Here is a 24,237-nt window from a genome sequence, read left to right on the forward strand (position 1 = left end):
ACAGTGCGCGGGTGGGCGGTGCGGGGTCATCGTCCCGCGGAGCCGTCCCCGGGGTGGCTCTCCGGGACTACTCGCCGGCGGCCACCAGACCCGTCTCGTACGCCAGCACCACGGCCTGGGCCCGGTCGCGCAGCCCCAGCTTCGCCAGGATCCGCCCGACGTGCGTCTTCACGGTCTGCTCGGCGACCACCAGGTCACCGGCGATCTCCGCGTTGTTGCGACCCCGGGCGATCAACCGCAGCACCTCGGTCTCCCGGGGGGTCAGCCCGGCCAGGTCGGTGGGGCGGGGCCGGCGGCGGTCCGGGCGGGCCGCGAACTCGGCGATCAACCGGCGGGTGACCGCCGGGGCGAGCAGCGCGTCCCCGGCCGCCACCACCCGCACCGCCTGCACCAGATCGGCCGCCGGTGCGTCCTTGAGCAGGAAACCGCTGGCCCCGGCGCGCAGCGCCTCGTACACGTAGTCGTCGAGGTCGAAGGTGGTGAGGATGAGCACCCGGGGGCGCTGCGCCGACCGGTCGCCGAGCAGCTTGCGGGTGGCCTCCAGCCCGTCCATGACCGGCATCCGCACGTCCATCAGCACCACGTCCGGGTCGAGCCGGCGGGTGGCGGCGACGGCCTGCGCGCCGTCGGCGGCGTCACCCACCACCAGCAGGTCCGGTTGGGCGGCGAGCAGCGCGCCGAAGCCCTGCCGGACCATCGCCTGGTCGTCGGCGATCAAAACCTTGATCACGCGTCCCCGCCCTCCGCGTCGTACGGCAACTCGGCCGCCACCGCGTAACCCCCGTCGGGCAGCGGCCCGGCGCTGAACGTACCGCCGAGCGAGGTGGCCCGCTCCCGCATGCCGGTCAGGCCGTGCCCGGAGCCGCCGTCGGCGGTCGGTCGGACGTCGGCCGGGGAGTTTTCGACGCGTACCCCCAGCCCGGACGGACCGGTGCGGACGGTGACGCGCACCGCGGCCCCGACCGCGTGCCGGGCCGCGTTGGCCAGGCCCTCCTGCACGATGCGGTACGCGGCAAGCCCGACCGGCGCGGGCACCCGGTCGTCGTCGATCGGCTCGGCGTCCAGGGAGACGGGCAGCCCGGCCCGGCGCGCCGCGTCCACCATCGCGCCCAGGTCGGTCAGGTCCGGCTGCGGTGCGGTCTGCGGACCGGTCGCCTCGCTGCGCAGCACCCCCAACAGTCGCCGCATGTCGGTGAGCGCGTCGCGAGCCGAGGCGGCGATCGCCACGAACTCGGCGGCTGCCGGCGCCGGCACGTCGGTCAGCCGGTACGGGGCGGTCTCCGCCTGCACCGCGATCAGCGACATGTGGTGCGCCACCACGTCGTGCATCTCGCGCGCGATCCGGGTGCGTTCCTCCAACACCGCGCGGCGCTCCTGCTCCCGTTCGCTCAGCTCGGTCTGCGCGGCCAGCGCCCGCCGGGACAGCCGGTTGCGCCGGATCAGGTCGCCGACGATGGCCAACGCGCCGAGCAGCGCCAGCACGGCGGCCCGGTTCTCCGGGTGCACCAGGGTGAGCACCGGCACCGCGGTGATCGCCACCACCCAGGCCAGCACCGGCCGGTCGACCCGTGCGAGGACCACCGCGACCACCGCTACCGACCCGAGCGCCAGCGGCGGCGTCCACGGGCCGGGCAGCCCGGCCGGGGCGTTGAACGTGCAGATCAGCAGGGCCAGCACCGTCAGCCGCCAGGCCAGCAGCGGACGCCGGGGCAGCGCCAGCAGCGGCGCCACGGTCATCGCCGCGAACAGCACCGCGATCGGAGGCGGCAGACCCCAGTCGCTCTCCACGACAAACGTGATCCAGAAGAGGCCGAGCACGGCGAGCAGCCCGACCGGGGCGGCGGGTCGGGCCAGCCGGGGCCAGCGGGCCAGCAGCGGTCGACCGGGCGGGGCGTCCGGGCCCCACAGGGTCTGTCGCAGCGCCCGCAGGGCCGTGGCGATCGGATGCCGGTTCACCATCCGGAGGCTACGGGCCGACCCCGTCACGAGGCGTGCCACCAGGGGTTGATCCCGGTGTCGTACCACGGTGTGACGCGACTCCCGTTAGCGCTTACCTACCGGTAACCCCTAGGCTCCGACGCGTCCGTGCTGACCATTCGCAAGGGGGAACAGTGGCCCGTACCGTGCTGGTGACCGGGGGTAACCGGGGGATCGGCCTGGCCATCGCGCAGGCCTTCGCCAAGCAGGGCGACCGGGTGGCGGTCACCCACCGCAGTGGCGACGCGCCCGAGGGGCTGTTCGGCGTACGCGCCGACGTCACCGACGCGGCCTCGATCGACGCCGCGTTCACCGCCGTCGAGGCCGAGCTGGGTCCGGTCGAGGTGCTCGTCGCGAACGCCGGCATGACGGCCGACACGCTGCTGCTGCGCATGACCGAGGAACAGTTCACGGGTGTGGTGGACACCAACCTCACGGGTGCGTTCCGGGTCGCGAAGCGGGCCTCCGGAAAGATGCTCCGCGCCAAGTGGGGTCGCATGATCTTCATCTCCTCGGTGGTCGGCCTCGCCGGCGGCGCCGGGCAGGTCAACTACGCCGCCAGCAAGGCCGGTCTGGTCGGCGTTGCCCGCTCGATCACCCGGGAGTTGGGCAGCCGCAACATCACGGCCAACGTGGTGGCGCCCGGCTTCATCGACACCGACATGACGGCCGGCCTGCCCGAGGACCGCAAGGCGGAGATCCGCAAGTCGATCCCGGCCGGCCGGATGGCCAGCCCGGACGAGGTCGCCGGGGTGGTCACCTGGCTGGCCTCCGACAGCGCCGGGTACGTCTCCGGCGCCGTGATCCCGGTCGACGGCGGCCTCGGCATGGGCCACTAACCCTTTTTGAGTACGGAGGAAATCAGCGATGTCCGGACTGCTCGCCGGTAAGCGGCTGCTCGTCACCGGTGTCATCACCGACGCCTCGATCGCCTTCTCGGTGGCGAAGCTCGCCCAGGAGAACGGCGCGCAGGTCGTGCTCACCGGCTACGGCCGGCTCTCCCTGGTCGAGCGGATCGCCAAGCGGCTGCCCGAGCCCGCCCCGGTCATCGAGGTGGACGTCACCAACACCGAGCACCTGGCCGGCCTCGCCGACCGCGTACGCGAGCACGTCGACGGCCTCGACGGTGTCGTGCACTCGATCGGCTTCGCCCCGCAGAGCTGCCTCGGCGGCGGCTTCCTCGACGCACCCTGGGAGGACGTGGCGACCGCCCTGCACGTCTCCACCTTCTCGTACAAGTCGCTGGCCATGGCGGCGCTGCCGCTGATGTCGCCCGGCGGCGCGGTGGTCGGCCTGACCTTCGACGCGACGAAGGCGTGGCCGGTCTACGACTGGATGGGCGTGGCCAAGGCCGGCCTGGAGTCCGCATCCCGCTACCTCGCCATGCACCTGGGCAAGCAGGGCATCCGCAGCAACCTGGTGGCCGCCGGGCCGCTGCGCACCATCGCCGCGAAGTCGATCCCCGGCTTCGACCAGTTCGAGGAGGTCTGGGCCGAGCGGGCCCCGCTGGGCTGGAACCTCACCGACCAGGAGCCCGCCGCGCGGGCCTGCCTGGCGCTGCTCTCCGACTGGTTCCCGGCCACCACCGGCGAGATCGTCCACGTCGACGGCGGCTACCACGCCATCGGCTCCTGACGTTCCCCCGACGACGCCCCCGACCGCCGCCGACGTGACCCACGCGGCCGGAGCAGGGGGCGTCGCCGGGTGCTCCCGGCCGACCGGCAAGAATGACCCCATGTCGTACGACGCGGTGGTGCTGGTGTCCTTCGGCGGGCCCGAGCGGCCCGAGGACGTGATGCCCTTCCTGCAGAACGTCACCCGGGGTCGAGGCGTGCCGCCCGAGCGGCTGGCCGAGGTCGCCGAGCACTACCAGCACTTCGGCGGAGTCTCCCCGATCAACCAACAGAACCGCGAGTTGCTGGCCGCGATCCGCGCCGACCTCGCCGCGCACGGCGTCGACCTGCCCGTCTACTGGGGCAACCGCAACTGGGACCCGATGCTCGCCGACACCGTGACCCAGATGCGCGACGACGGCGTCACCCGGGCCCTGGCCTTCGTCACCAGCGCGTACGGCGGCTACTCGTCCTGCCGGCAGTACCAGGAGGACATCGCCGCCGCGCGGGCCGCGGTCGGCCCGGACGCCCCGGTGATCGAGAAGCTGCGCCAGTTCTGGGACCACCCCGGCTTCGTCGACCCACACGCCGACGCGGTCCGGGCGGCGCTGAGCCAACTCGACCCGGCGCGGCGGGACACCACCCGGCTGGTCTTCACCGCCCACTCCATCCCCACCTCCATGGCGGCGAACGCCGGCCCGCACGGCGGCCGGTACGAGGCGCAACTGCACGAGACCGCCCGGCTCGTGGCCGCGGCCGCCGCCCCCGACCTCGCGTACGACCTGGTCTGGCAGAGCCGCTCCGGCCCACCACAGATGCCGTGGCTGGAGCCGGACATCAACGACCACCTGACCGCCCTCGCGCAGGGCGGCACCACAGCGGTCGTGGTCAGCCCGATCGGGTTCGTCTCCGATCACCTCGAGGTCGTCTGGGACCTGGACACCGAGGCGCTGGAGACGGCCAAGCAGCTCGGGCTGGACTTCGTCCGGGCCGCCACCCCCGGCACCGACCCGCGCTTCGTCACAATGGTGCGGGAGCTGATCACCGAGCGGACCGACCCGGACGGCGCGCAGCTCCGCCGTCGCCTGGGCGAGCTGCCGATGTGGGACAGCTGCCCGACCGTCTGCTGCGTACCGACCCGCCGTCCGACACCTGCTGGGGGCACCGATGCATGACCGCAAGCCCGTGCAGAGTTGGCTGACCGACATGGACGGCGTGCTGGTGCACGAGGGCCAGCCGGTGCCCGGGGCACCGGAGTTCATCAACCGGATGCGCTCCTCCGGCAAGCCGTTCCTGGTGTTGACCAACAACTCGATCTACACCCCGCGCGACCTGACGGCCCGCCTCAGCCGGATGGGGCTGGACGTGCCGGAGGAGTCGATCTGGTCGTCCGCGCTGGCCACCGGCCAGTTCCTCGCCGACCAGCGGCCGGGCGGCACCGCGTACGTCATCGGTGAGGCCGGGCTGACCACCGCGCTGCACGCGGTCGGCTACGTGCTCACCGACTTCGCCCCGGACTACGTGGTGCTCGGTGAGACCCGCACCTACAGCTTCGAGGCGATCACCAAGGCGGTCCGCCTGATCAACGACGGGGCCCGATTCATCTGCACCAACCCCGACGTGACCGGCCCGTCCGTGGAGGGCGCGCTGCCGGCCGCCGGCTCCGTCGCCGCGATGATCTCCAAGGCGACCGGTGTGGAGCCGTACTTCGTCGGCAAGCCCAACCCGATGATGATGCGCTCGGCGCTCAACACGATAAACGCGCACTCGGAGAGCACCGCGATGATCGGCGACCGGATGGACACCGACATCCTCTGCGGCTTGGAGGCCGGGTTGGAGACCATCCTGGTGCTCACCGGAATCAGCAGCCGCACCGAGGCGGAGCGCTACCCGTACCGCCCGTCCCGGATCATCAACTCGGTCGCGGACCTGCTCGACGAGATCTGACCGCCGAGTCCAGCGGCGCGTCCCAGGGGTCGCTTCGTCGTGGAGTCGCTTCGTCGTGACGTCGCGTGGCGTGGCGTGGGCGGTGCTGGCGGTCGTCGCGCCGATCTTGCATTTTCGGCTGTCGATATAGGTGATATGCCCCTTGTGTCGGGACAGAAAGTGCAAGATCGCGGAGCGGGGGCAGTCCGGGCCCGGCAATCACCTCGTCCTGGTGCAGGGCTTGGGGGCTTATAGGCGCTCTGTGCAGGCCACAACTTTGTGATCGGCGAGGCAGCGCGGTTGACGAGCAGCGGTTCCGCCTACAGCAACGGTGTTGTCCTGGATCTCAACGTGGTTACGGCGGCGCTGCGCTGGCCAGGCACGACCTCGATCACCAACCGCCCCTCGGGCAAGGTGCACGAGCCGCCCGTCCTTTGCTCTGCACCCCAATATGCGCCGGTCGCAGACCGTAGCCGTCGCACCCGCGGGTGCAGAGCAAAGGACCCCCGACCACCCCCCGGACACGCAGAGCCTGCCCCGTCGACCGGCACCCCGCGCACCCCTGGCCGATCAACCCGGGTCGAAGAACAAGACCACCCGGCACAAAAGCATGATCGGCGGGACAGTGCCCATTGACGAACAACCGCTCGCCATAACACAACGGCGCTGACCAGGATGTAGTGGTCCTCCGCCCACGGGAGGGCATCCTGGTTCGAGCACGATCATGGCCGGCGTGGCGTGGCGTGGGGCCGTGCCCGGCCTGGTGTGGCCTGCCCGGCGGGTGTGGCGTGCCTGGCGTGGGGCCGTGCCGGGCGGGTGTGGCGTGCCTGGCGTGGGGCCGTGCCGGGCGGGTGTGGCGTGCCCGGCGTGGCGTGAGCGGGGCGGGGCTCCGTCAGGGGCGCAGGGGGGCGTTGCAGGCGGCCACGAGTGCCTGGCGACAGGCCGTGGTGAGGGGGCGCAGAGCGGCGTCGCGCTGCTGGGCCTCGTAGTTGTTGATCGCGCCGCCGGGCGCGGCGTGTCCGGCCAACGCGAGCACCCGGTCGAGCACCGCGGCGCGGGCGAAGAGTCGGCGGGCTCGGGGGTCGAAGCCCGGCGGCAGGTCGGTGGTGCCGTCCGGGCGGCGCAGGGCGGCCAGCGCACCGGCCAACTCGGGCCGCCACTGGGCCACGTCGAGTCGGGTCAGCGCGGCGGTCGTCTCGGCCAGCGCGGCGGCCAACTCGGCCTCCGCCTCGGCGGCGCCGGGCAGCGAGAGTGAGGCGGCGGGCGCGTTTGCCGGCAACGGGTAGACCCGCCAGAGCACCGTCTCGAAACAGTCCCCAGAACCAGAGGTGTGCGTGCGCACCTGGGGGATCAGACCGAGCCCTCCGGCGACCACCGCCTCGCCCGTGACCAACGCCGCGCCGGCGAAGTCGCCCGGACCGGGCAGCCCCCGCGGGTCGCCCGGAGCGGGCAGCACCAGACGGATGTCGTCCGGGGAGAGTTTGGCCAGGGTGGGCAGCGCGGCGCCCAGCGGGACGTCGGTCCAGGTGCCGGGGGCGTCCGCGACGAGATGTTCCTCGTCGCCGGCGATGGCGTCAGCGACCTCGTCGTACGGCACCAACCCGGCGCGCCACGCGCGCACCCAGGCAACGAACCGGCTCGACCGGCGCGGCGTGAGTGTGGCCGCGCCCGTTGCGGGGGTGGACATGCCGAAAGGGTACGTGGTCCTGACCGGCCCTGTCTCGACTGCCGCTCCGACCGCCCGGCCTGCCCCGAACTGCCCCGTTAGCCCGAATCCCCGCCCACCCCACCCGCCCTCCTGTCCGCCTCCCGCCACCCCACTCGCGCTCCCGCCACCCCACTCGCGCTCCCGCCACCCCACTCGCGGCGATGCCGGCGCGGCGCGGGCGGACTTGTGAGCCGGCGAGTTCGCGGGTTGGGCGGGCGGGTGTGGGGCGAGGTGGGGTGTGTCGGGGGGTTCGGGCGGAGGTCGGGGGGTTAACGTGATCCACCATGGCGGGGCGATACGGCGAGGACGTGTTGGCGGGGGACTGGCGGCGGCGGAAGGTCACCCCCGAGGTGGACGCCGAACCGGATCTCGTGGTCGAGGACGCCGACTCCGGGTTCTGCGGGGCGGTGGTGGGCTTCGAGGCCGGCGCGGTCGTGCTGGAGGACCGGCATGGCCGACGGCGCAACTTTCCGTTGCTGCCGGCGGCGTTCCTGCTCGACGGCAGCCCGGTGACATTGCGCCGCCCCGCCCGCGCGCCGGTGCCGGCGGCCCGTCGACGGACCGCGTCCGGTTCGGTGGCGGTCGACAACGTCCGCGCCCAGGTCGCCAAGGCGAGCCGGATCTGGGTGGAGGGCATCCACGACGCGGCGCTGGTCGAGCGGATCTGGGGCGACGACCTGCGGATCGAGGGCGTCGTCGTGGAGCCGCTGGACGGCATCGACGCCCTCGACGCCGAGGTACGCGATTTCGGCCCCGGCCCGACCCGACGGCTCGGGGTCCTCGTCGACCACCTCGTGCCGGGCAGCAAGGAGAGCCGGATCGTGGCCCGGGTCAACTCGCCGTACGTGCTGGTGACCGGCCATCCGTACGTGGACGTGTGGCAGGCGGTCAAACCGGCGGCGCTGGGTATCGCCGCGTGGCCGGTCGTGCCGCCGGGGCGACCGTGGAAGGAGGGCGTCTGCGCGGCCCTCGGGGTCGCCGAGCCGGCCGACATGTGGCGGCACATCCTGTCCCGGGTCAACAGCTTCGCCGACGTCGAGACGCCCCTGATCAACGCCATGGAACGCCTCATCGACTTCGTCACCGAAGCCCCCTGACCGCCGGATCCGTGGCTCCCTGACTGTCGGATCCGAAGCCCCCTGACCACCGGATCCGTGGCTCCCTGACCGCCGGATCCTTCCGGTGGTGGGTCAGGGGACCTCGTCGGGGCTGCGCGTGAAGACGAACGTGGCGATGTCGACTGCGACCGCCCGTCCGCTCTCGTCGCGCAGCACCGACAGGATCTCGCCGTTCTCCGGGCCGGATCGTCCCCGCCAGCGGTCCGTCCCCTCGGCGCCGAACCGGCTCACCCGCTCACCGCGTACGTGGGCCACCAGCTCACCGGCGTCCCAGCTCAGGTCCAGCGAGGTGCCCATCCACCACCAGCGGCCGGTCAGCTCGGCCAGTTCGGGGGCGGGCGCGGCGGTGGCCGGCAGCCACGGCTGCGGGAGCGCCGGCTCGGCGTCCAGCACTGTGGTCAGCAGCCGACGGCCGAGCCCGGTGATGGGGAAGCCGTAGGAGTTGGCGAAGCCGACCACGGCGGTACGGGTGGGGCGGTGCACCATCAGGGTCGCCACGTACCCGGGCATCGAGCCGCCGTGCCCGACGTACACGCGCTCGCCGTCCCGGTAGAGCTCCAGCCCCAGGCCGTGCCCGCCGGTCCAGGAGTCGGGGTCGGTGATCGCCACGGGCGCGCACATCTCGGTGATCGTCCCGGCGGCCAGCACCGACGGGTCGGGGTCGGCCAGGAACGCCGCCCACCGGCCCAACTCCTCGACCGTCGACCAGAGCTGCCCGGCGGGGGCCATCGCGCCGGTGTCGGTACGCGGCTCCTCGCGCAGGGTGCCGTGCCAGGGGTGGACGACGTAGCCCCGGGCGAACGGCTCGGTGGCCGCGTAGGTGGTGCGGCGCAGGCCCAGCGGGCCGAGGATCCGCTCGTGGAGCAGGTCGACCCAGGGCTTCCCGGTGAGTCGTTCGAGCACCCCGCCGAGCAGCCCGTACGCCAGGTTCGAGTAGTGGTACGCGGTGTGCGGCGGGTAGGCGATCTTGTCAGCGCTCACGCCAGCGAGCAGCGTGGCCAGGTCGGCGCCCGCGGCCCGTTCCCACCAGTCGCCCTCGGGTTCGCGCTGCATGCCGCTGGCGTGCCCGAGCATCTGGCGCAGGGTGAGCTGACCGACGCCGGTGCCCGGCAGGTGTTCTTCCAGCTCGTCGTCGACGGCGAGGCGGCCGGCGTCGCGCAGTTGCATGATCAGGGTCGCGGTCATCGTCTTGCTGATCGAGCCCAACCGGTACTGGAGGTCGGCGTCCGGGCGGGGGTGTTCGCCGGCGCTGGCCAGGTGGACCAGCGCGCCGTCGCGGACCACGCCCAGCACCAGTGCCGGGGTACGACAGTCGAGCTGCGCCTGGGCGACCTGGGCGTCGATCCGGCGGGTGGTCTCGGGCAGCAGGGTCAACGGGACCTCCTCGGTCGGGCCCGGATCTTTGTCGAAAACGGGCCGCGTCGAGCCTACTGATCTTCCTGGGGAGGCCGCGCGTGCATATACGTGTCACGATCGTGGTGTGGACGCGGTGGTGTGGATCGTATTGGGTGTGCTGCTGGCCGTCGCCGAGATCTTCACGACGACGCTATTTCTGATCATGTTCGCGGCTGGCGCGTTCGCCGCCGGCGGCGCCGCCGCCCTGGGCGCGCCGGTAGCGGTGCAGGCGCTTGTCTTCGCGGTGGTGTCGGCGCTGAGTCTGTTGGTTGCCCGGCCGGCCCTCCGACGGCACCAGCGGTCGTCGCTGGAGAGCGGCGAGCAGCCGTTCGGCCTGGAGGCGATCGAGGGTTCCACGGCGCTGGTGCTGGAGCGGGTGGACGCGGACCAGGGCCTCGTCAAGATCGACGGTGAGCTGTGGAGTGCCCGCTCGTACGACACGACGCAGACGTTCGACCCCGGTCAACGGGTGCGGGTGATCAAAGTCCGGGGCGCGACAGCCCTGGTGTGGCAGGACGATATTTCTTCCGCCGGCGAGCTGCCGGAAGCGAGAGGGTGAACGGGATGACCTTAATCGGGGTGCTGGTGATCGCGGTGGCGTTGATCGCCGTGATAACGCTGGCGAAGGCGGTGCGGATCGTGCCGCAGCAGCGCCAGGACGTGGTGGAACGGCTCGGCAAGTACAAGCGCACCCTCAGCCCCGGCCTCAACCTGCTGGTGCCGTTCATCGACGCGGTGCGTACGAAGGTCGACATGCGGGAGCAGGTGGTCAGCTTCCCGCCGCAGCCGGTGATCACCTCGGACAACCTGGTGGTCTCGATCGACACGGTGCTCTACTTCAAGGTGGTCGACTCGGTCCGGGCGACCTACGAGATCTCCAGCTTCCTCCAGGCCATCGAGCAGCTGACCGTCACCACGCTGCGTAACGTGATCGGCTCGTTGGACCTGGAGCGCGCGCTGACCAGCCGGGACGAGATCAACCGGCACCTCTCCGGGGTGCTGGACGAGACCACCGGCCGGTGGGGCATCAAGGTGACCCGGGTGGAGATCAAGGCGATCGAGCCGCCGGCGAGCATCCGTGACTCGATGGAGAAGCAGATGCGCGCCGAGCGGGACCGTCGCGCGGCGATCCTCACCGCCGAGGGCCACAAGCAGTCGGTGATCCTCACCGCCGAGGGTGACAAGCAGTCGGCGGTGCTGCGGGCCGACGGTGACCGGCAGGCCCGGATCCTGCAGGCCGAGGGTCAGGCGAAGGCGATCCGGACGGTCTTCGACGCGATCCACCAGGCGAACCCGAGCCAGAAGGTGCTCGCCTACCAATACCTGCAGGCCCTGCCGCAGATCGCCCAGGGCAGCGCCAACAAGGTCTGGATCATCCCGGCCGAGCTGACCAAGGCGCTGGAGGGCATGGGCGGCGCGCTCGGCGGGTTGAGCCAGATGGTGGGGGATCTTCCCGCGCCGGAGGCGGCCGAACACGCGAGCCGGGTCGAGCAGGAGGCCGCGGAGGCGGCGCAGGCCGCGGCGGACGCCGCCCAGCAGATCCACGACGAGGTACGCGTCGCCGAGGCGCAGGCCACCGGCGGCAACAAGCCGCAGGGGCTGCCCGCGCCGGAGCCGGTGTCTCCGGCCAGCCTGACCGAGGACCCGGCCGACCAGCGCGAGCGCGGCTGACCGGTACGCCGGCACGACAGGGTGTGTCGACGCCTCGACCGAGGCGTCGACTCCCGGCCTTAATGCGAGAAAGACTCATGGGGCGCTCCGAGGCCTGCCACGATCGGTCCTAGGACGGGTGGTGACCAGGCAATCGGGGCGCCCCGGCGCGTTCCGCACCACTCGCGGACGAGCGAGGTGACGCATGAAGGATCCGGCGAATCGGATGTGGTCCTCGGCCCCGGTGCCCGGCGCGCACGACCCGGTCGCCCCGCTGGGCTCCCGCAGCACCGGTGGCGGGTTCGGCGTACTGCCGTTCGTCGACGAGCCAACCCCGGGCGGCCCGGCCACGAACGCCAGTTGGGCCTGGTCGGTACGCCGGTTCGCGCGGGCGGCCGTGTGGCTGCTGCCCGCGTACGCCATCCTCTACGGCGTGGTGGCGATGGCCAGTGACGGCGGGGTGGGCAACGACCCCTATCCGGCCGACGGCCGGGCGGTGTACCTGCTCGGTTGGGTGGCCGCGGTCTGGCTCGGCCTGCTCGCGCTGCTGGCCCTCACCGGGCTGCTGGCGGCGACCCGCAGCCGCCGGGTGGCCGCCGCCGGGCTGCTGGTCAGCATCGCCGGCACCGTGCTGATGCTGCCCTTCGCCGGGCTCGCCGAGCAGACGCCGGTCTTCGGGACCACCGCGCGGGCGCTCGTGCTGCTCGGCGCGACGTTCTACAGCGTGGGTTGGTTCCTCACCGGGTGGGCGGTGGCCCGTTCGGGCACCTTCAGCCTCGGCGACGGCGTCATGCTGATCATCGCCGCGCCCCTTCTCGGCCTGGGCGGCGCGCTCATCGGTTCGCTCCAGACGTTCGGGGCGATCTTCGTGCTGATCGCCGGCATCGGCATCGGCTATCGCTCCGGCCGCCTGATGCCCCGGGAAACCGCCCGCGACGCGGCCAGCGCCAGCCTCTCCACCCCGGCCCCGCCGCCCGCCGCCCCGGGCGGGCCTATTTCCGCCGCCTGATTGGCGCCGCGAAACTCCGCCCCACGGCGGGCGACGGCTGGCGCATAAGCCGGAACTACTTTGTTCGCAGCCCGATAGCGGAGAATGGCGTTCTTCGAACTGTCGGATCCTTGACGCCTGGCTGTTGCCGGCGCGGGCCATGCCAGCCATTGTCGACGCCGCTGTCGTCAATCCTCGACAGCGGCGAGGTGGCTGGCGCGTTCGCCGCGGACGACAATTCAGTCGACGTGCGGTGGGGCGTCGTCGCTGGTGGGGGCAGGGCTGGGCGGACCGGATCGCGCCGTGGCGGCGGCCGAGCGCCGGTCCGTTCGTCGTGCCGCCGACTCCGCCGGGCGGGGATCCACCCAGGGCCCGGGCGTGTGGCTCCGGAAAGCACACAGCCCATGCCGCCCCGTCCCAACGGCGTGGTACGGGTCCGTTTGGTCATTGTCGAAGGACGCAACGTGGAGGTGACCCAGTCGATGAGCCGTGCCACCATTGGTGCTCAATTCACGGCGATGTCGACATTCCTGGAGCAATATCGTGGCTGCGTTTCCCCGATTGACCGTGCTGCTCTGCGATAGTGACGACGCCGCCGCCGGGCGGCTCTACCAGGAACTGACCTCGAGCACTCTGGTGGAGCGGGTGGTGGCGGTCGGAAGTCTGGCCGACGCCGTTCGTGAGGCGGGCACGGGCTCATTCGACGTGATCGTCGTCGATCCACTCAGCACCGATCTGGTGCAGGCCGGCAGGTTCGCGCTGTCCCGGTCGGGCGAGGGGGCGGCCGTGGTGCTCTACGTCGACCTGGCGCGCGTGGAGGAGCAGGCGGCGGCGTTCTACCACGGCGACCGGAGCCGCCTCCGGGATGCCTTCACGCTCGACAAGCGAACTCCATCCGACATGCTGGCGGACGAGGCCGACGCCGTCCTGACCAACTGCCAGGCGTTCCGGCTGCTCGCCACCAGCAAATCCAACGCGGACCGGCTCATCGGCGAGGTGCGCGACCGGGCGACCAGCAGCGGCGACGACGAATTGGGTCGGCTTGTCGACGACGTGGATCAGGCACGGATCCTGGAACACGTCCGACCCGACCCGGGCCTGGTACGGCCGAAGGTCGCCAGCAACAGCGTTTTCCTGTCGTACCGGTTCAAGGAGGAGGACGGGTACGTCCGCGGCCTCAGCGGATTGTTGGAGGACAACGGTTTTACCGTGATCACCGGTCGGGCCGCGGACGGGTACGTGGGAATGGCGGTGCTCAACCGGATTCGGGAGTGCGAGTTCTTCGTCTCGTTGATGACCCGGTCCCGGCAATTCGCCGAGCCCGGAGAGAAGTTCGCGACCAGCGCCTGGTTGATCGAGGAGAAAGGCGCAGCCCTCGCCTTCAGCAAGTACATGGTGCTGCTGGTGGAGGAGGGGGTGGACGACATCGGTGGGCTGCACGGCGACTGGCAACGGCACCAGTTCACCGCGCCGACGTTCACCACGGCGGCCCGCGCCGCCGTCCAGCAGTTGCGCAACCGCAGCGGCCGGTCGGACTGAGCCGGCCCGCGACGATTTCACACGCCGGTGACCGAGGTGGCCGTTCGGTCGGATAATGCAGTCTGATGGCCAGTGTTAGTGGGTCTTTATGTCTGCTAGTTCTGCCGGAAGAGGTGCTGTGCTTACAGATCGCGAAAGTACTCGACGGTAATAAAGCCATTGTTCTACGTCATTGCCCTACCATCAGGTCGACGGCAGCTCTGACTTCGTCGGAGGACGTTGTGACAGAGACGATCGGCGAGGCGGGCACGGGTGCCAACCTACGAGCGCAATCAGGTCCGACGGGTGACGCGACTCGCTGCCGGTCACCACACTTCGAGTGTGAGCGGCACCGCCGCGCCGCGCTGGCGGCCATCCACGCCGGCCGGCTGCCCCTCAAGTTCGCGTACGCCGGGAGCGCCGCACACACCCACGACGCCTACGCCCGCACCGACGACTACCTGAGCATGCTCGCCTCCGCCCGCCACGAAGCCGAAGCGCTGCTGGCCGCGCAGACGCTGACGGCCGGCGCGCTGGCCGTCGCCGAGATCGGCCCGGGCAACGGCAAGCGCAGCAGCGCCTTCCTCAACCGGCTGACAAGTCTCGGCCACCCCTGCCGGCGCTACCTCGCGTTGGACTTCAGCGCCACCCTGCTCGCCATCGCCTGTCACCGGTTGGCCCACTTCGCGGGTGGCCAGATGAGCGTTGACTCCCACGTGTGGGACATCGAGTCCGGCGCCTCCCAGGGTGTCGAGCGGTGGCGGCCGGGGCCTGAGCCGGTGGTCGCCTGCCTGCTCGGGCACACCCTCGGCAACCTGGAATGCCCCACCACGGCCCTGGCCAACATCCGTGCCTCCCTGCGCCCCCGCGACGTGCTGGTGCTGAGCGTGGTGGTGGGCCGGCCGGACGAGCCGGCGGAGACGGTGCTGGCGCCGTACCGCTGCCCGGAGTTCCGCAGCGCGGCCCTGGAGCCGCTGCTCGCCGCCGGCCTGCCCGAGGTCGACCTGGATTTCGTGCTGCGCTGGCGGGACGGGGCGGTGACCGGCGAGGCGGTGCTGCGACGGCCGGGTGTCCTGGACGGCACACCGCTGCCGGCGGGTCACCGCATCCGCTGCTTCCAGTCCCGCAGGTTCAGCTATCCCGACGTCATTGCCGCCGTTCGGGACGCAGGTTGGCGCATCCGGCACGCCGCGTTGGCGTCGGGGAGCCACCATTTGGTGATCACGGCGTCGCGAGGGTGAGGGAGTGGCGGACATGACCGAGCGAAAGGGGGCGCCTGACCGGGTTTCGCCCGTCGACCTGATCGACCGGGCGCGTCGGGCCAGCCTCTTCTATCGGGCCTCCTACGAGGGGACCGACCCGAACTGTGTCCGGCTGCCCGACGCGGCGATGGACGAGTTGGTGCAGGGGCTGGTCGCCGGGGTGCACGACGAGCTGTGTCAGATCGTCCCGTACACCACTGCTGGTCGTCCCGCCGATCCGTTCTCCCGGGCGCTGTTCCGTCAGTTGGCGCGGCGCGTGACGGTGCGCCGCATGTACCTCGTGCCGGGGGAGGACGTGGGCACGGGGGAGATCGACGAACAGTTGGCAGAGGACCGTGAGCACGATCTGGACGCGGTGATGGTGCCCATCTTCATCGCCGGCGACCTCCCGTTGGTGCCGATGACCGACATGTGGCTGATCGATGGCCAGGTGGTGGTCCGGCAGGAGGTGGGCGGGGACGGTCTGGCGTCCTGGGTGGTCAGTGGCCACTCCGAGGAGGTGACCCGGGCCCGCCTGCTCTGGGATCGTCTGATGAGCAGGTCCTGCCTCCCCGACCGGGGCCGGCCGCGCGAGCCCGGCCCCGAGCTCACCCGCTGGCTGCTCCAGTCGGCGAACATGGTGTACGCGATGGCGCCGATGTCCTGCGGGCCGTCCCACCTGGACCAGAGCAACTGCTCCTGGTACCACCAGTCGTGGCAGTACCTGCGCCTGTTCGACATGGTCAGCAGCCCGCAGTGGCACGCGGAGTTCTACGCCCGTCAACTGGCCGAGGCGGTCCGCCGGGGCGCGCGCCGGGTGCTGATCAGCGGCACCGCCGACTACACGATCCTCGCCTTCCTCCTGGAGGCGGTGCGGTCGGCGATCGGGGGCATTCCCCCCGACCTGGACGTGCACGTGCTCGACATGTGTCAGACACCACTACTGGCCTGCGGCTGGTACGCCAAGCAGATCGGCGCCCGGGTCGAGGTGCACCAGGCCGACGTGACCTGCCCCGACGCGGTAGCCCGGATCGTCGAGGGCGGCCGGTTCGACCTGGTGTTGGCCGACGCGTTCCTGACCCGGTTCAACCGCGCCTCCGCGGACGCGGTGATCGGCAGTTGGTCCGCGTTGCTGAATCCGGGCGGCTCGGTGATCACCACCGTCCGGCTGCACCCGGGCAACGAGTGGCCGAAGGATGACGAGGAGCAGGACGGCCGCCACCGGGTGTCGGATCTCGTCGACGACTTCGAGCTGCGGTTCCGCGAGCGGGCCGCCGGTTGGCGTGGGCTGCTCTCCGTGGAGCTCGACGAGCTCGCCGGCGCCGCCCGCCGGTACGCGACACGGATGGCCAGCCACGACCTTGGTGACGCCGACGAGGTGCGGGCCGCGTTCGACCGCGGCGGTTTCCGAGTGTCCGCTTCGGACGTAAAATCCGTCAACGGGGAGTTGGTCCGGACCCAGTACCTCCAACTGCGCGTGGACCTGCCCTGCGACAGCGGGAGGACTGGCGGTTAGCATCAACATGTCGTGGTGTCCTGGTTGACCCACGGTGATCGCCGAAGGGGGGGTCGGTGCCCGACTATTCGCCCTGGTTGGCCGTCAACGCTCTCGGTTCCGACCCGGGCGCGTACGAGTTGCTCACCGCGGCCCACAAGGACCTCACCACCCAGACGGCCCTGCTCGACGAGCGGCCCGCCGCGTTGCGGGTGCTCAGCGCGACGACGGAGTTCCGTGACGGCGTGGGGCACGAGCTTGTCGTGCGGGTGGAGGCGATGGGCCAACCCACCGAGGTGCGGATCGCCGAGAAGATCGTCCGGGCCACGACCACCGGCGACGGCGCGCACGGTGTCACGCCGTTGGTGCTTGTGGCGTACGCCCTGCAGAAGGATCCGTTCGGCTCCGGCTGGCGGCCCCGGCGGGTCGGGCACGCCGAGCCGCCCTCGGTCGAGGCGATGGAATACTACGCCCGACTGGACCGGCTGACCGACAGCTCCACACAGGTGGAACGGCAGCTCGAGGCCGGTCGGGACGTGGTGGTGATCGGCGAGCACGGCTGCGGCAAGTCCGCATTGGTGGCCAACATCGCCGACAAGCGGCGCGCCGACGACGGCGTCGTGTGGCTCAACCTCGCCGATCCGGCGGACGGTCCGGAGTCGATCGTGCTGGCCCTGCTGGAGCAGGAGCGCAGCCGTACCGGCCGTTACCTTGTCGTCCTGGAAAACCTGCACGCGAACCCGCTGGTGCTCAACGAGCTGTTCGACTGTGTGACCCGGCTGCGCTCGGACTTCGGGCTCGAGGTGCAGGTGCTCGCGACGAGCTACAAGGTGGCGGGCCCCAACCTCGCCGGTGGCGAACCCACCCGCGAGCTGCGTCAGGTCCTCGCCGAGGGCCGGCCGTTGGTCGGCCAACTGCTCGTCGACAGCGGCATCGACGAGGCGCACTGGCCGACGATCCGGCGTCTGGCGCAGGACGACGTGCACCTCGCGTTGACAGCCATCGACCTCTACGGACAGCGCGGCGCGGTGCCCACCGAGGCGGACCTGGAGGCGTACTACACCCGGCAGGTGACGAGCGACGACCAGCGCGAGGTGCTCTACCGCGTGGCCTGCCTGGGCGTGCTGGAGTTGCAGATGGCCGCCCGGGAGGCGGGCCCGTTGCGGCAGGCGCTCGAGCGGTTGCGCGACGACGGCCTCATCTACCAGGTCGACGGCGCCTACCTGATCGGCTCCCGCCGCCGGGCGCAACTGGTGATGAACCATGCCCGCCGGCACTGGAACGCCGACAGCCGGTGGAAAAGCCCTCAGCACAACGTGTGGCTGCACCTGCAGCGCGGCGGGGAGCGCCTGATGAAGGCGACGCTGAGCCGGCTCGACCAGTTGGTCTCACCGGACGCGGCGCGGACCGACACGCTGCACCTGCTGAGCACCTGGGAAACGCTGATCCGGCTCGGCCGTACGATGCGCAAACGCAGCACCGTGGACCCGTCCTGGGGCGACAATTCCGGCGCCGCCGTCTTCGCGGCGAGCGCGCTCAACCAGCTCAACCACGTCGACTCCTGGTGGACGATCGCCGGTGTGGTGCGGGCCCGCTGGAGCTACGAGGCGCCTGACCACGGGTTGCCCGAGCCCACCGGCGACGTCACCGCCGACTACCAGGACTTCGTGAAGATCCAGCAGTCGATGGCGAAGGAGGACGCGATCCTCGGCGCGGCGCCGCACCTGGCCGGCATGCGCGCCGACGACCTGGACACCGGGCTGATGTACCGCAACTGGGTGCTCGGTCTCCTGCTGGGTTTCGAGGGCTCCGCTCCGGCCGTCCACCAGGATCAGGAACGCATCGACCGCCTGATCGAGGTGGCCCGCGAGGCCCAGGACGAGGACGGCTACTTCTACCCGGCACGGGTGCCGTGGGTGACCGCGCGGGTGATCCTCGGTCTGTGTCAGGCGAACCTGCGCATGGACCACCCGGTGGTCCGGGATGCCTGTAACTGGCTTCTGCGGCAGGTGTCCGAGGGCGGGTCGTTCGACAACTGGTGGCGCAGCGGCACCGGCACGTGGAACCGCGACGAGGCCACCACCGCCATGTGCCTCAGCGCCCTGCTGCGCGCCGGGGTGCCGATGCGACCGGAGATGGAGACCGCGCACGCCTGGCTGATGGGGCGGGAGGGGGAGTGGACCACCCGGGGGCGGGAGATCGACATGGCGCAGGCGTTGGAGTCGACACTGCTCTGCACCGGAGCCGCCAACGGCACCCGGGAACACCTCAAGACGCTCTTCCAGCGGATCGTCACCGAGCAGCGGAGCCCGACGCTGCTGTCCACCGCGCCCGAGGAGCGGTTGCGCATCCCGTTCGTGGCAGCCCAACTCGCCGACATCGTGTGGCGGATCGTGCAGTTGGAGAGCCTGAAACTGTTCGGCGACGTCATCAACCAGGGTCGGCTGGAGCCGTCCGAGCCAACGGAGGTTCCCGTGGTGCCGCACACTGTCGCGTCGTCCTCCGCCGGGGCGACGCTGTCCGGGCCTCAACTGCGTGCGTGGCAGCGCGGGTGCGAGCAGATCGAGGGGACCATCCGCGAACGGCTCGCCAAGCGCGACGGGCCGATGCGGACGCCGGCGGTGGAGAAGGTGCTCACGGAGCAGCGGGCCTACCGGGCTCAGGTCAATGAGCTGACCAGCCGGCTCGACGAGCACGCCGACCGAGAGCTGTTGGAGCAGATCGACGCGCTCGGTCGCCTGGTCTGCGGCGTCGCCTGGCCGGACCTGCCGTGGCCGGACGCGGGATCGGACCCGACCTCGTGAGCATCGCGGTGCCCGCGCCGTCCACGCTGAACTTCCTGGCCGGGCTCTTCGCCGGAGCCGGGATCAACATGCTCACGTCCGTCTCCACCGGCCCCGCGGGCACGGACGTCTCCACCGGCAAGATCGCGCTGGATTCGGCGCTCTGGGTGGTCGCGGCCGGCTTCCTGACCTGGGCGGCGCACCTGTTCCAGGCGGCCGAACGCGACGCCGACCTCTACATCGACCGTGACTTCAGCGAGCCCGAGAAGCAGGAGATCCGGCAGGAGTACCTGCGGCGGGCGTTGCGGCGGGCACGGCTGCCGTTGGCGATGACGGTTCTGGCGCTTGTGTGCGCCGTGCTCCTGTTGCCCGGTTTCATCCGCTGGAGCGGCGTACTGGGTGGTTGACGGTCGGGTCGCCGCCGCAGTTGTCGGTGAATTGCCTGACAATTGCCGCCCAGGCTGGCCGATTTCCGAATGTCGTGGCAATCCTGGGGAGCATGGCCGCCTCCCGCTCGCCGCTGTCGCGGCTGTTCACCGTGCTGCTCGCCGGCGTGTTGGCAGGGCTTGCCCTGGCCGTCGCCGCGCTACCGGGCAACCTGCTGCTCGGGCTCGGCGCCCGCTCCGCGCTCGGCTCGTACGCCGCGTTGCCGGCCTCGCTGAAGACCCCGGCCACCCCGCAGCGCTCGTACCTGTACGCCAACGACGGTAAGACGCTGATCACCACGTTCTACGACGTGAACCGCACCGACGTCCCGTTGTCGGAGATCGCCCCGGTGATGCGGCAGGCGATCGTGGCGGCCGAGGACCGGCGTTTCTACGACCACGGTGGGGCGGACCTGCGGGGCCTCGCCCGCGCGCTCGTCGCGAACGTCAAGGGCGGCGGCACCGAGCAGGGCGGCTCGACGCTGACCATGCAGTACGTCCGCAACGTCCTGAAGACCGACCCCACCCGCACCGCCGAGGAGCGGGCCGCCGCCACCGACCCGACCGTCGGGCGCAAGATCCAGGAGATCCGGTACGCGAGCGCGCTGGACAAGAGCCTCGGCAAGGACGAGATCCTCGACCGGTACCTGAACATCGCCTACTTCGGCTCCGGCGCGTACGGAGTCGCGGCGGCCAGCCAGCGGTACTTCGGCAAGCCACCGGCGCAGCTGACCCTCGCCGAGTCGGCCCTGCTCGCCGGCCTGGTGCAGTCCCCGGACGCGTACAGCCCGATCAGCGGCGACAAGGACGAGGCGCTGACCCGCCGGTCGTACGTGCTCGACTCGATGGTCGCCACCAACGCGATCACCGCCGCGCAGGCCGCCCAGGCCAAGGCCGAGCCGCTGGCCCTGCACGCCACCGCCCAGCCCAACGGCTGCACCGCCGTGTCCCAGGGGCACGACGACTGGGGCTTCTTCTGCGACTACCTGCGCCAGTGGTGGCTGACCCAGCCAGCGTTCGGGGCCACCGTCGCGGAGCGCGAGCAGGCCCTGCGCTCCGGGGGCTACACCGTGGTCACCTCGCTGGACCCGAAGATCCAGGCCACCGCGCAGAAGCAGGCCACAAAGGTCTACTCGTACGACAACAAGCGCGCACTGCCGATCGCGGCGGTCCAGCCGGGCACCGGGCAGGTGTTGGCGATGGCGGTCAACAGGCACTACAGCCTGGCCGACAACCCGGCCGGTCAGGCGAACTACCCGAACACCGTCAACCCGCTGATCTCCGGCGGGGCCAGCGTCGACGGGTACCAGGCGGGTTCGACGTTCAAGCTCTTCACCATGCTCGCCGCGCTGGAGTCGGGCCGTACCCTCTCCACCGGCTTCGACGCGCCCGCCAAGCTACCCACCCGGTACGCCGCCGAGGGGCCGGGTAGCTGCGACGGCCACTGGTGCCCGGCGAACGCCAACCCGGACTGGATGGACGGGTACCGGATGATGTGGGACGGCTTCGGCCGCTCGGTGAACACCTACTTCGTCTGGTTGGCCGAGCAGGTCGGCCAGGCCAAGGTGGTCGAGATGGCGCAGCGGCTCGGCATCACGTTCCGCGCCGACTCGGACGCCGCCTTCGCGAAGAACAACGCCGCGAACTGGGGTTCGTTCACCCTCGGCGTGGCCGCCACCACCCCGCTTGACCTGGCCAACGCGTACGCCACGGTGGCCGCTGAGGGCACCTACTGCACGCCGGTGCCGGTGGTCTCGGTGACTGCGGCGAACGGCGAGAAGGTGCCGGTCGGGCAGCCGTCCTGCAAGCGCGTCCTCGACCCCGACGTCGCCCGTGCCGCGACCGACGCCGCTCGCTGTCCGGTGGGCCAGCAGTCGGCGTTCGGGCAGTGCAACGGCGGCACCGCCACCGGGGTGAACGACATCCTCGACGGCCGGCCGGTGGCCGGTAAGACGGGCAGCTCGGAGGAGAACTCCACGGAGACGTTCGTCGGTTTCACCCCGCAGGTCGCGGTGGCCGGCATCGCCGCCAACCCGGACGACCCGGCCGACTCGGTGGGCTCGGCCGTGCAGGGCAAGGTGATCGACGCGGTGGCCCGGGTCATCGCCACGGCCGTGCAGGGACAGCCGGAGAAGGCGTTCGTGGCGCCCAGCCACGAGTTGGCCGGTGACGCGCACCGCCCGGTGCAGCGCCCCGCGGTCCCGGATCGTCCACAGCCGCCCGCCACCGAGGAGCCCCGCTCGCCCCTGCAACGCTGGCTCGACCGCCGGGGCTGACCCGGCACCGTGCCGGGGCTGACCCCGCCCGCCCCCGCCCGCCCCCCGCGATCTTGCACTTTCTGTTGCCGATTAGCGCACTAGTGCGGCATTTGTCGCAGCAGAAAGTGCAAGATCGCGGGAGGGGGCGCGGGGCGCGGGAGGGGGGCGCGGGACGGGGTGGGGGCGGTTAGCGGTCTCGGCGGCGGGGGCGGTAGCTCGCGAGCGTCGACGGGATGCCGCGGCGGATGATGCCGGCCCAGTCGGTGTCGCCGCGCAGCACCGCCGCCGCGGTCTTGCGGGCCTGCTCGACGGTGAAGTGCGGCGGCAGCATCAGCTCGGCCGGGTCGACCAGGGCGTTGATGACCACCGGCCGGTCGGCGGCGAGTGCCCGCTCCCAGACCGCGGGCACCTGCTCCGGTGAGTCGACAAGCTCACCGTGCAGCCCGAGCACCTCTGCCCACTTGTGGTAGGCGATGTCCGGCAACTGCTGGCTGTCCGGGAACATCGGTGTCCCCTCCGTGGAACGCTGCTCCCAGCTCACGAACGCGAGGTCCCGGTTGTTGAGCACCAGCACCACGAATCGTGGGTCGGCCCAACCGCGCCAGTACTTCGCCACGGTGATCAGCTCGTTGACGCCGTTCATCTGCATGGCGCCGTCACCGATGAGCGCGACGAGCGGCCGGTCCGGGTGGGCGAACTTGGCGCTCAGCGCGTACGGCATGGCGCCGCCCATGGACAGCAGGGTGCCGGACAGGCTGGCCAGCATCCCGGGGCGGACCTGGAGGTGGCGGGCGTACCAGGCGGTAGTGGTGCCGCAGTCGACGGCGAGCAGCACGTCGTCGGGCAGCCGCTCGTTGAGGGTGTGGAAGAGCAGTTGCGGGTTGACCGGGTCGGCGCTCTGCTCGGCCAGGTCGCTCTGCACGCGACGCCACGCCGAGGTGGCCTCGGCGATCTCCGCCCGCCAGGCGGTCGGCCCGGGTCCGGGGCCCAGCTCGTCGAGCAGCGCCCGCAACGTGGGGCGGGCGTCGCCGGTCAGGTTCACCTCGGTCGGGTACCGCAGCCCGAGTTGGGTGCCGTCCAGGTCGATCTGCACCGCGCGGGCCTGTCCGGGTGGCGGGTAGAACTCCGAGTACGGCATGTTGCTGCCCACGATCAGCAGCCGGTCGCAGCCGGTCATCAACTGCCAGCTCGGTCGGGTGCCGAGCAACCCGATCGCCCCGGTGACCCACGGCTCGCGGTGGTCGACGACTGTGAAACCGAGCAGGGCGGTGGCCACCCCGGCGCCGAGTCGATGGGCGATCTCGCGGACCTCCTCCTGCGCGCCCAGGGCGCCCTGCCCGACCAGCATGGCCACCCGCTGCCCGCCGGCGAGCACCTCGGCGGCCCGGCGCAGGTCGGCCTTCGGCGGCACGGTGGGAGTGCTGCTCGGCACGTTGCTGGTCTGGTAGTAGCCGTGCGCGTGGGGTGGGTCCGGGATGGCCGGCTCGTCCTGGATGTCCAGGGGGAGGATCAGGGCGGTGACGGTACGCCTGGCCAACGCGGTGCGGCACGCCCGGTCGACCAGGTGGCGTACCTGCGCCGGGTGGTCGAGCTGGGCGAGGAACGCCGCCGCCACGTCCTTGTAGAGGGCGAGCAGGTCGACCTCCTGGTAGTAGCCGCCGCCCTCGGCGGTGGTCGCGGTGTGCCCGACCAGGGCCACCACCGGTTGGTGGTCGAGCTTGGCGTCGTACAGGCCGTTGAGCAGGTGGATGGCGCCCGGCCCGCTCGTCACCAGGGCGCAGCCCAGGGGCCCGCCGCCGTACTTGACGTGTGCCGACGCGGCGAAGCCGGCGGTCTCCTCGTGGCGGACCTGGATGAACTGGGTGCGACCCTGGGTGCGTTGTAGCGCGGACGTGAGGCCGTTGATGCCGTCGCCGGGGTAGCCGAAATAGCGGTGTACGCCCCAGCTGAACAGGCGCGACACGATGTGGTCCGCGACGGTGGGGTGCCGGGGCAGAGCGCCGGCTTCGCCCGGTCCGGTGTGCTCTGTGCTCACCTGGCTGGTCCTTCCCGTCGGGTCCGCTACTTCCCCGGTCGTTCCCCTTCTCCACCGGACAAAACACCCCACGGGTGGGCATCGGTGGGGGAGGTGTGCCGTCCGGC

The 24,237-nt window shown here is 71.5% G+C and carries 19 protein-coding genes; 14 read left to right on the forward strand and 5 right to left on the reverse strand.

The genetic code is table 11. The features are described 5' to 3' along the window. Nucleotides 1–67: 67 nt before the first annotated feature. Together ACPXBU_RS24975 and ACPXBU_RS24980 are read right to left on the reverse strand one after the other, a co-directional pair. On the reverse strand, nt 68–730 hold the full coding sequence (locus ACPXBU_RS24975; protein ID WP_357248668.1) for a response regulator transcription factor: 663 nt from the start codon (nt 728–730) through the stop codon (nt 68–70). Next, nucleotides 727–1,956: a sensor histidine kinase gene (locus tag ACPXBU_RS24980; protein WP_393362799.1), complete on the reverse strand. Its 1,230-nt coding sequence runs from the start codon at nt 1,954–1,956 to the stop codon at nt 727–729. Before ACPXBU_RS24980 ends, ACPXBU_RS24975 begins: the two co-directional genes overlap by 4 nt. A gap of 155 nt (nt 1,957–2,111) precedes the next feature. On the opposite strand from ACPXBU_RS24980, the gene fabG reads away from it, so the two are divergent. The 4 genes from fabG (at nt 2,112) to ACPXBU_RS25000 (ending at nt 5,537) form a co-directional block, all read left to right on the forward strand. Then, nucleotides 2,112–2,816, forward strand: a complete 705-nt coding sequence (fabG, locus tag ACPXBU_RS24985; protein ID WP_393362796.1) for a 3-oxoacyl-ACP reductase FabG — start codon at nt 2,112–2,114, stop codon at nt 2,814–2,816. 28 nt (nt 2,817–2,844) lie between these two features. Further along, nucleotides 2,845–3,612, forward strand: a complete 768-nt coding sequence (gene fabI / locus ACPXBU_RS24990; RefSeq protein ID WP_357377064.1) for an enoyl-ACP reductase FabI — start codon at nt 2,845–2,847, stop codon at nt 3,610–3,612. 100 nt (nt 3,613–3,712) lie between these two features. Then, nucleotides 3,713–4,765 (forward strand): ferrochelatase, encoded by a 1,053-nt coding sequence (locus ACPXBU_RS24995; RefSeq protein ID WP_393362793.1) that lies wholly within the window; start codon nt 3,713–3,715, stop codon nt 4,763–4,765. Continuing rightward, nucleotides 4,758–5,537, forward strand: a complete 780-nt coding sequence (locus ACPXBU_RS25000) for an HAD-IIA family hydrolase (RefSeq protein ID WP_357558003.1) — start codon at nt 4,758–4,760, stop codon at nt 5,535–5,537. The genes ACPXBU_RS24995 and ACPXBU_RS25000 overlap by 8 nt, the downstream gene beginning before the upstream one ends. 871 nt (nt 5,538–6,408) lie before the next feature. Here the strand turns inward: ACPXBU_RS25000 and ACPXBU_RS25005 are convergent. Then, the gene (locus ACPXBU_RS25005) at nt 6,409–7,203 is read right to left on the reverse strand and encodes a hypothetical protein (RefSeq protein WP_393362790.1); all 795 of its coding nucleotides are present in this window, start codon (nt 7,201–7,203) and stop codon (nt 6,409–6,411) included. A gap of 305 nt (nt 7,204–7,508) precedes the next feature. Here ACPXBU_RS25005 and ACPXBU_RS25010 point away from each other — a divergent pair, with 305 nt between their 5' ends. Then, nucleotides 7,509–8,321, forward strand: coding sequence for a DUF3097 domain-containing protein (locus ACPXBU_RS25010; RefSeq protein WP_393362787.1), 813 nt, complete (start codon nt 7,509–7,511; stop codon nt 8,319–8,321). 93 nt (nt 8,322–8,414) lie between these two features. Here the strand turns inward: ACPXBU_RS25010 and ACPXBU_RS25015 are convergent, their stop codons facing one another. Next, nucleotides 8,415–9,716 (reverse strand): serine hydrolase domain-containing protein, encoded by a 1,302-nt coding sequence (locus ACPXBU_RS25015; protein WP_425759883.1) that lies wholly within the window; start codon nt 9,714–9,716, stop codon nt 8,415–8,417. A 106-nt stretch (nt 9,717–9,822) separates the two neighbouring features. Here ACPXBU_RS25015 and ACPXBU_RS25020 point away from each other — a divergent pair, with 106 nt between their 5' ends. From ACPXBU_RS25020 to ACPXBU_RS25060, 9 genes are all read left to right on the forward strand, one after another. Then, nucleotides 9,823–10,296 (forward strand): NfeD family protein, encoded by a 474-nt coding sequence (locus ACPXBU_RS25020; RefSeq protein WP_393362781.1) that lies wholly within the window; start codon nt 9,823–9,825, stop codon nt 10,294–10,296. Nucleotides 10,297–10,301: 5 nt separating this feature from the next. Then, nucleotides 10,302–11,408, forward strand: coding sequence for an SPFH domain-containing protein (locus tag ACPXBU_RS25025; RefSeq protein ID WP_425759885.1), 1,107 nt, complete (start codon nt 10,302–10,304; stop codon nt 11,406–11,408). Between the two features lie 184 nt (nt 11,409–11,592). Then, the gene (locus ACPXBU_RS25030; RefSeq protein ID WP_425759886.1) at nt 11,593–12,396 is read left to right on the forward strand and encodes a hypothetical protein; all 804 of its coding nucleotides are present in this window, start codon (nt 11,593–11,595) and stop codon (nt 12,394–12,396) included. A gap of 522 nt (nt 12,397–12,918) precedes the next feature. Next, nucleotides 12,919–13,914 carry a hypothetical protein gene (locus tag ACPXBU_RS25035; protein ID WP_425759887.1) on the forward strand — a complete coding sequence of 332 codons (996 nt, stop codon included), beginning with the start codon at nt 12,919–12,921 and terminating at the stop codon, nt 13,912–13,914. A 221-nt stretch (nt 13,915–14,135) separates the two neighbouring features. Then, entirely contained in the window at nt 14,136–15,134 is a 999-nt protein-coding gene (locus ACPXBU_RS25040; RefSeq protein ID WP_425759889.1) for an L-histidine N(alpha)-methyltransferase, read from the forward strand. 13 nt (nt 15,135–15,147) lie between these two features. Then, the gene (locus tag ACPXBU_RS25045; protein WP_425759890.1) at nt 15,148–16,650 is read left to right on the forward strand and encodes a class I SAM-dependent methyltransferase; all 1,503 of its coding nucleotides are present in this window, start codon (nt 15,148–15,150) and stop codon (nt 16,648–16,650) included. Nucleotides 16,651–16,706: 56 nt separating this feature from the next. Next, complete coding sequence (locus ACPXBU_RS25050) at nt 16,707–19,433, forward strand: prenyltransferase/squalene oxidase repeat-containing protein (RefSeq protein WP_425759891.1); 2,727 nt, start codon at nt 16,707–16,709, stop codon at nt 19,431–19,433. After that, nucleotides 19,430–19,819: a hypothetical protein gene (locus tag ACPXBU_RS25055; RefSeq protein WP_393362760.1), complete on the forward strand. Its 390-nt coding sequence runs from the start codon at nt 19,430–19,432 to the stop codon at nt 19,817–19,819. The genes ACPXBU_RS25050 and ACPXBU_RS25055 overlap by 4 nt, the downstream gene beginning before the upstream one ends. Nucleotides 19,820–19,845: 26 nt before the next feature. Continuing rightward, on the forward strand, nt 19,846–22,113 hold the full coding sequence (locus tag ACPXBU_RS25060) for a transglycosylase domain-containing protein (protein WP_425760039.1): 2,268 nt from the start codon (nt 19,846–19,848) through the stop codon (nt 22,111–22,113). A 169-nt stretch (nt 22,114–22,282) separates the two neighbouring features. Here the strand turns inward: ACPXBU_RS25060 and ACPXBU_RS25065 are convergent, their stop codons facing one another. After that, a complete protein-coding gene (locus ACPXBU_RS25065) occupies nt 22,283–24,130 on the reverse strand; it encodes a thiamine pyrophosphate-requiring protein (RefSeq protein WP_425759892.1) in 1,848 nt (615 codons plus the stop codon). Nucleotides 24,131–24,237 lie beyond the last annotated feature (107 nt).

The organism is Micromonospora sp. DT231 (genome assembly GCF_049847025.1).
Classification (GTDB): domain Bacteria; phylum Actinomycetota; class Actinomycetes; order Mycobacteriales; family Micromonosporaceae; genus Micromonospora.